Source organism: Pseudoalteromonas sp. AS71 (assembly GCF_038900275.1).
In the GTDB taxonomy this organism is placed as follows: Bacteria; Pseudomonadota; Gammaproteobacteria; order Enterobacterales; family Alteromonadaceae; genus Pseudoalteromonas.
In genome coordinates this window covers 348,743-361,542 of sequence record NZ_JBBMQZ010000001.1, presented here as the reverse complement: position 1 = coordinate 361,542, position 12,800 = coordinate 348,743, and the positions used below count along the sequence as shown (strand labels likewise).

The following is a 12,800-nucleotide window of genomic DNA, read 5'->3' as shown; positions in this document are numbered from 1 at the left end:
CTTTAATGGAGTATTTTATGTGTTTCAACAACACAATTTAATCCTTGCGCTTTTACTGAGTCGCATACAGAGATAAGCTCTGGCGAACTGTTTGTTGCGTACGCTAAGGCTAAAATAAATTTATTTTTAGCTTTATCATGCATATAAAAAGCTTCTTGCTGCTCTATTCGTGGTGCTATTAAACGGTAATAAATTTTTAAGATATTTAACGAACTAAAACTTCCTGCATTGGCAATGCTTCCAGTTGTTGCACTGAGCGCCTTTAACGTTAAATCAACGCCCATTACTACATCTCCTTGAGGCGATAAATTAACTGTTATATTTTGAGTGTTTTTTAGCTGCTTGCGTTGTTTATATTCATCATCAATTACTGCTTTATACTGCCCCGGTTTAAGGTCTGTAAATAAATAATAGCCATCATATGCTGCTTGAGTTTGTGCAACTTGATCCCCTTTTTCATTCAACAGCGCTATATTTGCAAAGGGTTGGATCTGTGTTGTATCACCTTTTTGTTGATAAACAACTCCCTCCACTTCACTTGCATTATTTAATGCAAAATCCATATACTCTACAAAACCAGCCCTTGGGGTAATAGAAAAACCCTCGTTAGCTGATATTAAAAACGGATCTTCAAAACTATTTCTATCAAGTATTATATCTGTTGTACGATTTGCTGGCATTGAAGTTAATAGCGCAACGCCGTGTTCGTCTGTAATTGCTTGACGATAATTGTGAACGCCTTTTACTTTTACGCCGGCAACGCCGTGCTCATCATCATCCATAATACCGTTATTATTTTGATCTAAGAATACGCGTAACATTAAGCTACCCGTGTTAGTTAAGCTGCGCTTAGAGACAAAATATGTATTGTGTTCAACATCAAAACCTAAGCTAAAACGGCTATAAATACCGAGCCGCCAATCATCGTTACTGTTGTAGTTTAAGTTACTCGTTAAACTAAACTTGTCGCTTTGCCAATTGAGCCCTAATTCGGCCGATTGAATATTATTACGAAGTGAATCAATTAAAGTCAGTTCGGCTTGTAAATCTCGGCCCAAGTTGCGGCTAAACTCAGCCTCGTAACTAACAAGCTCACTTACTGGCGATATACTATAATCTATACCAAACCTTGTGTAGGTTCTCCCAAAGCGCTTTTGAAAACGTGTTGTTCCAAAAGTACTCTTAGAGCTATCGTCTTGTTGCCACAGCAATTGGTTACTTAGTGCAAACCCTGAGTATGAGTAGTTGAACTGGTTACGTACTTGCTTAAAACGCCCTCTAGTATCACTCTCGTCATATAGGATGTTATTTTGATAAGAAAGGCGTCCATAGGTATTATTCATTAGCCCACCAGCTAAATTTATTTGGTAGCTATTAAAATCTTGCTGCTGTTCGTCGGTACGATTTGTAGCGCTAAAAAGTAGTGATTGTTCGGCAATTTGAGTTCGGGCTGTAAATTCAAATTCTTGTTCATTATTATTATTTTTTTCAATATTCGCATTTAATAATAATCGGTCAAATAAGCTTATGTTGGTGCCAAATGCATACTTAAGTAGATCGTCATCTGTGTTTTTTTGACCTGATGCAGCAGTGTATACAGATATATTATCTGTAAGCCCTTGCTCATATCTACCCGCAACTTGCCAACCCTGCCCCTGCGAGCTTGAAACATTGTTATTTAGTAATTGCTTGCCTTGTTCAGTAACCGACAATTCATAGTTACCCTGTCCCTGCTTAAGTTGATTTCCGTCCACAAAGTAATAATCACTTTTACGCTCAACTTGACCTTGAGGCCCATAAAAAATAAGCTCAAAATTATTAGCTCCGAATAATAGGTTTATATTATCAAAAATATAACGCCCATCTGCGAGGCTAAGCTGCTGGTCTATTAATATTTCATTACGATACAGCTCTACATCCCAACCTGGCTGTATAGCACCGCTTAAGTTAATTTGATTATTGACTATTTTTCTATTGGTTACATTATTAGAAACTTTAACACCACGGGCATACTGACTACTGTAGCTATTACCAACTTGCGTGGCGATAACATCACCAAAAGATATTTCAGTAGGCATGAAGCCGTTTTTTATTTCTTTGTCTAAGTTTTGCTTTGTAAACGTTAACCTAGAGTTGGTAAGTAAGTCAGTACTTCGTCCAGACAAAAAATACTCTGCAGATAAATACGCAAAGTCTTGAGTGCCTAAAAGTGAATAGTTCGTAGAATGTCTATCATCGCTCGCGGTAAAATTTAGTTGTAAGTCGGCAACCGGAGAAGATAGCGCTTTATATGGGCTAGCTTTCCATGGCAGCGTAGGTGGCGATCTTTTGTTAGGTGATTTAAGGTTGCGCGACTGTCTGTATCTTTGTTGTTCAACCGGTAAGGGGCTCTCTGAGCTTATAAGTAATTCTAAATCTGGGTAATCAATATTAAACTCTAGATTTAAAGCATTATGTAAACTTTGAATATCTACATAAATATCATCTTCAATGGTAATTTGATTTTTTGCTAATAAGTAGCTCTGTGTAGGACTAGTAAATACAGCGGGTGTAACCGCTGCATTTAGAGAAAGAGGTTGTTGATTTGATCCAACACCTTGAGCAATTCGATTGCTAGCATCAACATTCATTGCAAATTGTAGAATATCAAATAAGTCGCTTAAACTAACTTGTACACTTTGCTCGCTTTTAATTGCTGCAACTTCACCTAAGTAGTATGAGTTTAAATAAAGCGAAAGTATTAATAACTCGCCTGTGGCGATACGCTGTTGCTGATTTTCTTTGTTTTTATAATCAATTACTTCAACGGGCTTAGTTAGCTTTAGTTCAATTGCGCGTAGTGTTGTTAAAGCATCCCCTACGGAAGAATTGGGATTAGCTATTACACTATTACTAAGCAAACTACTTATGCTTAGTAATAGTGCATACAATAAATTATTTCGCGTCATTCACTGTTAAAACATTAAGTAATTGTGAAGTTAAAGGCAGGGTGTATTGTGCAAATGTAAGGTCTTTATATTCTTGACTGCCTTCATATTTAAAAATAACTTTTCCTGCTTTATCTAAATTTTTGTCACTAAATAAACTAAGGGTTACAAATGCATTATCCACTTCTGGATAAATACTTAAATTACCAATTTCTGCAATTTTAACTTGATCGTTATTGCTATCAACAAAGTAAGCACTCAATTTACCGTAGCTACTAAACTTACCTTCTCGTTTTATATTCAATAAAAACTGAGGACGTTGATTGCTTTCATTTAGCACTAGCTTAGCTTGCTCTATGGCAACTTCTGGCTGTTTCATGTCTTTACGTAACAAAATAGGAATGCTGTAGCTCATAATCATATTAACTTTTATTGAGCTTGTTTTATTAGTATTTTCACTAGGCAATGCTTGAAATAGAAGATGAGAGCGGTACTCACCAGAAGCTAGGCCTTTAGGTTTACGTATTGCTATTTTTACTGTTTGTTTTTCACCTGGTGCTAAACGCATTTGTTTTGGTGACAAACGTGCCATTGAACTTAAACTTTCGCTTGTAGCCTCTGCCAACTGTATGTAGCCACCGCTAGGTTGCGCTTGCTTCTCACTCCATAAAACACGATATGTTTGATATTCATCCCCCGTATTAATTACGGTAACTTTAGCGGTTCGTTGACGTTCATCAAAACTAATACGGGTTGGAGAGATAAGTAAATTTGCGTATGCATTTTTTGCTAAAATACATACACTCAGTGCGAGCAGCACTACAACTTTATAAAGCATGTTTTTCCTTTAGTAATCAATCGTAATTTCTAATTGGGTGTCAGTAATAAAACTACCATCTAAGTAACTTTGGCTAGTCCCTGTCGTTATTAGACGGCCACCTACTTTGAGTAAAAGTTCTCCAAACTCATCGCTAGTTTGCGTTCTTGGTAAATCCACTAATACAACCGAAAACTTGGCACTATTAGCTCCAAGTACTTCACTTTGCAATGTAGAATCACTCGTTTTGTTAAACGATATTTGAGTAAGGGGAGGTAAATCGGTAAATAAAAGTTCTGCGGGATTCCCCTCAGTTAATACGTAAATATTACCAAATGTGGTTGTTTCACCTTCATGGCTAATGGTTATAGAACTTAAAGTATTATTTTGAGGGATTACTAAAGTGCCAAAATTAAGCGCTTCTTGTTGTATGCTTGCGCTATAGGCTTGCTCGCTAAACATTAACGAAAGCCAAGCAGAAACATACAAAAAGCGCATTGTTTGTTTAAACACTAATTAATATGACACTTCAATATTAAAGCTACCAGAATACTCACCATCAGGGTAATCCACACTTGATGCGTTTGATGAAGTAGAAAGAGTCGCGCCTATATTAAATGATACAGCGCCATCAACACCAGCTTGTAGGTTAGGAGTACCCTGCGTATAAAGCGCTCCTGCATTTGTTCCGCTCGTTATAAAGTAAGTCCAAGCATCTACAGTAAAATCAGGTTCATTTAAGCCTTGGCCAGCTAAGGGGAGTATTAAAGTATTTACTGGGTCGCTAATGGTTAAAATAGAGTTTGGTACTACATCTGACACACTAAAAGCACCCGCTTCACCACCTTCAATTATTGAGATACTCGCAGCGTTACCAGTTGGATTCTCTTTTGAAGTAACAGGGCTCGCAGCTGGATCAGGATTAACTGTCAACGTTGCTTGTTCGGCGCCTAATGGATCTGAAATAGCACGAATAGTACCAAAATTTAAATCGTTATCTTTTGTGAGTATTACAGCATTTTGTACTGTTACTTTCGCTTCAAATGACTCTGTAGCAGCATAAGTGCTAAACGAGCTGACCACGGTGGCTACAGCTAATGCAGATAAATAAAACTTCATGCTAAATCCTTATAAGAAAATGGGCTTTATCAAATATTTGCCCAACTATAGTTAGTATCGACTATTAGTACAAATACTTTAATACTATATAAGTTTAAAAAGCCTAATTTATTAATTATATTGGTTTTCCGACAAAAGCAGCAATATTACATACTTGATCAAGCTGATTAGCTAAATAACAAAACGCACTTACTTGAGCATCGTTTTTAAATGGACCTACACGTAATCCATACAAAGTCATATTATTATTTTTACGTTCAAACATAGTAAAATTAAATTGAGTAAATGCACTGGGGTATAATTGCTTAAGCCTTTCGACTCTTGCTTTAACAAGCTCTGGCTTTAAATACCAACCAAGCTGTGCTCCAATTTTAGTTTCATCTGTTAAGGTGAGTTCTGAATTTTGTAAGTTTGGTGTTTTTACTTCGGGAGTGTTATTTAGTGCCGTCGGTTCCAAATTCTGTGAAGGCTGATTACCATAGGTGATATCGGTTTTACTTTGCATGAGTAAAGGAGGGTTTTCAGTTAATTCACTTTGAGACGATAACGCCATAATTAACAGCTGTAAATCATCTTCCATAGCAGTTAAACGACCAATGCTTTCTTGCTGTAAGTGCCACTGCAAAACATACTCTTTTACTTGTTTATCAGTTATTAAAGAATGCTGCACGCTCTCATTATTTACAGTTGCGCTGCTACATCCATATAAATAAAAAGATAAGAATAAAACTGATATTAAATGACAAGACTTAAAATACCGCATTGCAAAAGCACTCTACTAACCAAGATAATAAATCAAAGCAAATTTTGCGCCACTTTACACGCTTTAAGTTAAAGCTTTACAGGTTTATCTGTGTAGTTACTTACTATGCAATCGAGTTTATACAGCTTGAATACGGCACAGTCTGCTTTTGCATTTTTAAAATTTTGGTAAGAGCCAAGTTTCAGCCTGTAAAACATTTTGTTGTTTATTTTGGCGGTTTCTACGTTAGTCAATATTTTGTCTCTAAACAACGGTGCTGCTTTAGTATTTAGCTCTTGCCATGCTTTAGCCACACCTTGCTCTGAGTCAACCGAAGCGACTTGCAAAGCAAATACATGCTTAGGCTTATTTAATTTTACAGTTTGTTTTTTATTACTGTAGTTTTGTTTAACTTGTTGGCGTGACTTAACATTACGTGTGTTTCGTGGTGAACGTACAGACTTGCTGCTATACCCTTGATTAGACTGCGCTATTGCTTTGCTGTTTATAATATCAATATGATTTACGAGATAAGTTATTTCTTTTTCTAACCTTAAAATTCGCTCTATGCCTTCACGAGCTTGTTGCCACTGCATTGCGGCATCTTTTAGCTGAGCAAGTTCAAGGGCTGTAATTGATACGTAGTCAGGCGAGTTACTTTGAGGCTGTTCATCAATAGTTTTTATTTCAGGCGTAACGCTGCATGCTGTGCCAAATAAAAGCATTAGCAAGCTGAGTAAAAACCCAATGTTATTTTTTTTATATATAAACATATATTTGCTGTCCTGAAAGCAGTGTTCTTACACTACATTTCAGTTAAACATTCTCACAAGAAAGCGTTTAACTTTATTTAAGCTGTGAGCTATAAAACTTAGCTCTTCGCATGCTTGTCAGTGTTTCGTAAAACACAACGTTGCATACTCCACCCCTTCCTTGAGAGCATTATTTAATACAAATTCAATGCCAATTAACACAAACTTTACAACATAAATAACAATATGTCTGTAATGACCTAAAAACTTTTATTTTAGAGAGCCTCACTTTCTAATTCTAGGGCCTGTTGACCTTTCAGGATTAAAATTTGTTCAATCTAGAGGCTATTTAATCGCGGCGCGAGGTTTGTAACCTAGTGGGCTCGATAACTGCTCCTGCGTTATTCTAATGGCTTACATCCATGTAAGAATAAGTAAAAACCGAGTAACAAAGAGTAAATTGCCCCTAGGCAGAACCCTTCGGGCAGCGCATGTTTGGCATTTATGCTACGTTATCGCCTATTTATGGGGAATAACCACACTTCATAGGCTCTGCCTTGCCTAAATACCAAACAGCCTGCTGTAAATTTAACCTCGAAAGATAAACAGACTCTAACAAAACTCATAAAAAAGGCGCCGATATAGGCGCCTTTCATGTTTTACGTTAACTGTTAAATCAGCTTTTTAATAAATGATTTTAATTCATCGGCAAATTCATCGCGACGAAGTGCAAACTCAATCGTTGCTTTTAAGTAACCAATTTTACTTCCACAATCGTGGCTACGGCCTTTTATTGCGTATGCATCTACTTTTTCGTGTTCCATTAACATCGCAATTGCGTCAGTTAATTGAATTTCGTCGCCTGCACCTTGCGGCGTTTTTGCAAGTAACGGCCAGATATTTTCGCTTAATACGTATCGACCCACTACAGCTAAGTTTGATGGCGCTTCATCTACTGGCGGCTTTTCTACCATATTAAGAATTGGCGAGCTTTCACCTTGCCTTAAGTCAACATCACCTAAATCAACCACACCAAACTGGTTCACTTGTGCCATTGGTACTGGTTCTACCATAATTTGGCTGTGCTTATTTTTCTCAAAGTTAGCGATCATTTCTGCTAAGTTATCTTTTTTAAGATCGCTCTCTACATCGTCGATAATTACATCTGGTAAAATAACTACAAACGGTTCGTTACCAATAATAGGCGCTGCACAACTAATAGCATGGCCTAAGCCTTTTGCTTCACCTTGGCGTACGTGAATAATGGTTACGTCTTTAGGGCAGATTGCTTGCACTTCGGCAAGTAATTGCCGCTTAACACGCTTTTCTAAAGTAGCTTCTAGTTCAAAGCTCGTATCGAAGTGATTTTCGATTGAATTTTTACTTGAGTGCGTTACTAACACTATTTCTTTAATTCCTGCAGCAACGGCTTCGTTTACTACATATTGAATTAAAGGACGGTCTACCACTGGAAGCATTTCTTTAGGAATTGCTTTAGTGGCTGGTAACATACGAGTACCAAGGCCCGCTACTGGGATCACTGCTTTCATTTTATGTTTTCCTTAATCTTTTATTATACTGAAAATGGATATTGAATCGCTTCATGGCATTGATAGCCTGTTACTTCAAAGTCGTCTCGTGTTACCCACGTTTCTATGTCTTCTAATGATTTAATTTTTGGATTAATTTTTAACTGAGGTGACGCAAATGGCTCACGCGTTAACTGCACATCTCGCATCAGTTCAAGTTGGTTTTCGTAAATATGTGCATTAGCAATTTTATGGTACGCCTTACCCGCTTTGTGGCCGGTAATTTGAGCCACTAACGCAAGCAACACAAAACACTGAATTTGATTGAAATTAAGGCCAAGCGGTACATCACAGCTTCGCTGGTATGACGTTAAGTATAGCGTATCGCCAAGTAGTGAAAAAGTGTGCGTATGCATACACGGGCGCAAACAACCAAGCTCAAACTCACCTGGATTATAAAACGTGATTATTTCACCACGGTCATCAATGCCATTTTTTAAGTTATTAATAACTTTGGAAAGCTGATCAAGCGTTGAGCCATCTGGTCGTTGCCAACCACGGCCTTGTACGCCGTAAACACGGCCCATATCGTCCTCGCCTTTACGGTGAGGATTATTAAGCCATGCATTGTTATCGTTTGCGTTAGCATCCCACGTTTTACAGCCAATCTCACGAAACTGCTCAGCGCTGTCGTAACCACGTAAATATCCTAGTAACTCAGCAATAGCTGCTTTGTAGTAACTTTTGCGCGTCGTGATCATCGGAAACTTATTATTAGCCACATCGTATTCTAAATCGGCATTAATAACGGTTAAACAACGTGTACCTGTACGTTTGTTTTCGACCCACTGACCTTCGTCAACAATACGCTGACATAATTTTAAATATTGTTTCATGCTTTTCTTATTATGCCTTAGCTGGTGTAACGTGTTGTGGTTGCTTATATGCCCAAATTAATAAGCCTAAACCACCCACTATCATTGGAAGTGAAAGTATTTGTCCCATTGAAATAAAGTCGGCAAATAAACCGAGTTGTGCATCGGGTTGGCGGAAATATTCAATACAGAATCTAAACACGCCGTAACCTAATAAAAATACACCGGCTACACTCCCTGCTGGACGTGGTTTTTTAATAAACCATTGCAGGATTAAAAACAGCACTAAGCCTTCAAAAAATGCTTCGTATAATTGCGATGGGTGACGCGCAAGCGGACCGCCCGTTGGAAATACCATTGCCCATGGCACATCGGTAACTCGGCCCCATAACTCACCGTTTATAAAGTTACCAATACGTCCAGCTAAAAGTCCTACAGGAACGAGTGGTGCAACAAAGTCGCCCACTTGAAGCAGTGACTTTTTACGCGTCCACGAAAAAATTGCGACGGCGGTTATAACGCCAAGTGTGCCACCATGGAACGACATACCGCCCTGATCTATTCTAAATAAATACAGTGGGTTTTCTATAAAATAACTAAACTGGTAAAACAATACGTAGCCAATACGCCCGCCTAGTATTACCCCTAACATGCCGTAAAACAGTAAATCGCTTACTTGGTCTTTAGTCCAACCCGAATTTGGCTTTGACGCTTGACGATTAGCAAACCACATCGCAAATGCAAAACCTATTAAGTACATTAAGCCATACCAACGTACGCTTAGCGGTCCAACAGAAAAAATAATTGGATCAATTTGAGGAAACTCAAGTGCCATAAAAAATAAACCTTTAGCTAAAAACCATTTTAATTGCGATAACTACAAGCAGCACCGCGAAAACTTTCTTAATTGTATTAACAGGTAAATAGTGAGTTGCTTTGGCGCCAATAGGCGCAACAAACCACGAGGTAATAACAATCCCAAATAATGCAGGTAAGTAAACAAACCCGGCAAAACCATGCTCTAAATCGGTAACATGCCAGCCTGCGCTGATGTAACCAATAGAGCCAAATAATGCAATAACAATTCCGCACGCTGCCGCACAGCCAATTGCTTTTTTTATATCAACCGAAAAATAATTAAGCATAGGTACTATTAAAGCTCCTCCGCCAATCCCTATTAAACCTGATAATCCGCCCATTATTGCAGAAACGCCCCCTAAAATAGGACCTGCCGGCAACGGTTTTTCTGACATCTGTTTATTACGCGCGGAGAGCACCATTCTTGCTGCAATAAATACAACGCTTATAGCAAACACTGTACGTAATATTTGTTCAGGGATTAAACTTGCTGCAAAGCCACTAACAAGTGCGCCTAAAGCCACACCCGACATAACCCATGGTGCAATTGCCCAAGGCACGTTATCATTTTTATGATGAGCCAGCGCTGAAGACGTTGAAGTAAATAAAATAGAAGCGAGTGAGGTTGCAATAGCAATTACTAATACATGATCAGCCGACGTTACATTAAATGAGAGTAGCAGAGTGCTTAGTACTGGAACGATAATTAAACCGCCGCCAATGCCTAGTAATCCAGCTAAAAACCCAACAATACAGCCTAGTAGTGCGCAGCTTGCGACTAACAAACCTAAGTCATACATAGTAATCTCAAATACCTTTTTAAGGTTTATATATTAAAGGATTATAAAACTAATAGCATCTGTGTATTGCAATTAATTAGGCGTACGAGCTTATTTTGGGGTGTAAAACAAATCACCTAATTTATGCTCTAGCATAAAGCTTCGCGTTAAACGTAGTACTTGTTTGGCTGTGGATTGCGCTAAACATTCACTTAGTAGTTGTTCCATGTCACTGACATTTAAACGCCTAAGTACCCACTTCACTTTATTGAGCGATGATAAGTTCATACTAAGGCGTCTGTAACCCATGGCAATAAGTAAAATAGCCCCTTCAGGATCGCCGCCTAGTTCACCACACAAACTAAATGGCAGTTCATATTGCTCACATTCGTGCGCCACTTTATTTAGTACTCTTAGTACACCTGGGTGATAAGGGTTAAAAAGTTCGGCTACACGTGCGTTAGCTCTATCTACTGCTAATAAATACTGTGTTAAATCGTTACTGCCTACTGAGCAAAAATCGACTTTTTTTGACCACTCAGGAAGCATAAATACACTTGAAGGTACTTCCAGCATTATACCTATGTCGGGTCTTTCTATGGTTTGCTCTGGGTATTTTTCACTTAATTCAAAATAAGCCTGTTCAAATAACGCAAGTGACTCATCAACTTCTTCAGTGCCACTGATCATAGGGAGCATTATTTTTAAATTACCTAAACCAATATTTGCTTTAAGCATCGCTTTTAGTTGATCTAAAAATAACTCGGGATGATCAAGGCTAATACGAATACCACGCCAACCTAAAAATGGATTCTCTTCGGTAATATTAAAGTAATCAAGTACCTTATCGCCCCCAATATCCAATGTACGCATAACCACAGGATTAGGATGATAGCTAGTTAGTACTTCTCGGTACCAATTTTCTTGCTCTGATTGCGAAGGAAACTGACCCTTTTGCATAAACCAGGCTTCGGTTCGATAAAGCCCCACACCGTCACAAATATGCGCGCTACTTTGCTCAGTATTAAGCTCAAGGCCTGCGTTTAATAATAAGCTAACATGTTCACCGTCAAGCGTAATTGATTCTGAGTCTTGCTCAGCTAAAAAGCGGTTATTTAGTAGGTTATCTTGATGCTGTAACTCTGTGTATTCATCCATCAGCATTTGTGAAGGCGATATATATAAACGCCCAGCAAATGCATCTAAAATCATCGGTTTGCCATTAAACTGCAGTAGAGGTAAATCTTCTATACCCCAAATGGCAGGGATCCCCATCGCACGCGTTAATATAGAAGCATGGCTATTTGCAGAGCCATTTACGCTTACAACGCCTGTTAAGTGACCTTTTGGCACTTCAGCAAGCATGGCGGGTGTTAAAGTATTAGCAATTAAAATAGTGTTGGGCGGATAATTTTTAACAGCGTGCTCGGTATTTACAAGATGATGTAATACACGAAGACCAATGTCTTTAACGTCAACAGCACGCTCTTTTATATAAGGGTCTTGCATGGCATTAAATTGAGATATTAAACGCTCTATTACAATTTTTAGGGCGCTTTTAGCACACCAGCCTTCTTGTAATTGCATTTCAACATTATGCCCTAAACTTTTAGCATCAAGCAGTTGTTGATACACATCAAATACCGCAAGAGCTTCATGCGGAATCGAGTCGCTTAGCGTCATCGATAGGGTATTAAATTCTTTGCGCGTTGCAGCTACAGCTTGAGTAAATAAACGGCGCTGCTCAGTGACGTCACTGTCTTTTAAAAGCTCTATAGATTTAAAGTCAAGTTTTGGTAATACAACAAATGCTTGTCCTATACCTATTCCTGGCGCGCTCGATACACCTTTTAAAACAGACGTTTGATGAGATGACTCATCTTGGCGTAGTATTTCTTTAATTTCAGCATGCGCTAACTGTGACGCAAGTTGAGCAGAAAGCGTTATTAAAAACGACTCTTCGTCTTGGCTAAATACACGTGCCATTTTTTGTTGGACAACAATAACGCCCAATACTTTTTTTTGATGAACAACGGGCACTGATAAAAAAGCGTTGTAGCCTTCTTCATTTACTTCGGGGGAGAGCTTAAAACGAGGATGCGATTTAGCAAATGCAATATTAATAGGTTCTTCGCGTTGCGCTACTAGGCCAACTAAACCTTCGGTAAAACCAATTCTAAACTTACCTACCGCATCGGGGTTTAGCCCTTCGGTTGCCATAAGTACAAAATTGTCTTGGCTGTAATCTGCAAAATAAATGGAGCAGCACTGGGTTTTCATGGCATCTTTAACCATTTGCACAAAGCACACTAATGCACTGTCTAAATTCGCTTGTCGCGATACAGACTCCGCAATAGATCTCAGTGTAGCCAGCATGTCCTGCTCCTTTATTCTATAGAGAA

11 protein-coding genes are annotated in these 12,800 nt (G+C 38.5%); all 11 read right to left on the bottom strand.

The annotated features are described in order from the left end of the window. Nucleotides 1–2: 2 nt before the first annotated feature. Nucleotides 3–2,900 (bottom strand): hypothetical protein, encoded by a 2,898-nt coding sequence (locus WNY98_RS01755; protein WP_342876944.1) that lies wholly within the window; start codon nucleotides 2,898–2,900, stop codon nucleotides 3–5. 34 nt (nucleotides 2,901–2,934) lie between these two features. Next, on the bottom strand, nucleotides 2,935–3,765 hold the full coding sequence (locus WNY98_RS01750; RefSeq protein ID WP_342876943.1) for a fimbria/pilus periplasmic chaperone: 831 nt from the start codon (nucleotides 3,763–3,765) through the stop codon (nucleotides 2,935–2,937). 9 nt (nucleotides 3,766–3,774) lie between these two features. Then, nucleotides 3,775–4,257, bottom strand: coding sequence for a DUF4402 domain-containing protein (locus WNY98_RS01745; RefSeq protein ID WP_007583135.1), 483 nt, complete (start codon nucleotides 4,255–4,257; stop codon nucleotides 3,775–3,777). A gap of 3 nt (nucleotides 4,258–4,260) precedes the next feature. Beyond that, nucleotides 4,261–4,863, bottom strand: coding sequence for a DUF4402 domain-containing protein (locus WNY98_RS01740; RefSeq protein ID WP_197116633.1), 603 nt, complete (start codon nucleotides 4,861–4,863; stop codon nucleotides 4,261–4,263). A gap of 115 nt (nucleotides 4,864–4,978) precedes the next feature. Next, nucleotides 4,979–5,533: an SPOR domain-containing protein gene (locus tag WNY98_RS01735; protein ID WP_342876942.1), complete on the bottom strand. Its 555-nt coding sequence runs from the start codon at nucleotides 5,531–5,533 to the stop codon at nucleotides 4,979–4,981. 161 nt (nucleotides 5,534–5,694) lie between these two features. Beyond that, nucleotides 5,695–6,378 (bottom strand): SPOR domain-containing protein, encoded by a 684-nt coding sequence (locus WNY98_RS01730; protein ID WP_342876941.1) that lies wholly within the window; start codon nucleotides 6,376–6,378, stop codon nucleotides 5,695–5,697. Nucleotides 6,379–7,028: 650 nt separating this feature from the next. After that, nucleotides 7,029–7,907, bottom strand: coding sequence for a UTP--glucose-1-phosphate uridylyltransferase GalU (gene galU, locus WNY98_RS01725; protein ID WP_342876940.1), 879 nt, complete (start codon nucleotides 7,905–7,907; stop codon nucleotides 7,029–7,031). Nucleotides 7,908–7,930: 23 nt separating this feature from the next. Beyond that, a complete protein-coding gene (locus WNY98_RS01720; RefSeq protein ID WP_182197707.1) occupies nucleotides 7,931–8,782 on the bottom strand; it encodes a thymidylate synthase in 852 nt (283 codons plus the stop codon). Between the two features lie 10 nt (nucleotides 8,783–8,792). Then, a complete protein-coding gene (gene lgt / locus WNY98_RS01715; RefSeq protein WP_024598743.1) occupies nucleotides 8,793–9,596 on the bottom strand; it encodes a prolipoprotein diacylglyceryl transferase in 804 nt (267 codons plus the stop codon). Nucleotides 9,597–9,609: 13 nt separating this feature from the next. Next, complete coding sequence (locus tag WNY98_RS01710) at nucleotides 9,610–10,419, bottom strand: sulfite exporter TauE/SafE family protein (protein ID WP_024598744.1); 810 nt, start codon at nucleotides 10,417–10,419, stop codon at nucleotides 9,610–9,612. Between the two features lie 90 nt (nucleotides 10,420–10,509). Beyond that, nucleotides 10,510–12,774: a phosphoenolpyruvate--protein phosphotransferase gene (ptsP, locus tag WNY98_RS01705; protein ID WP_076923556.1), complete on the bottom strand. Its 2,265-nt coding sequence runs from the start codon at nucleotides 12,772–12,774 to the stop codon at nucleotides 10,510–10,512. Nucleotides 12,775–12,800: the final 26 nt, after the last annotated feature.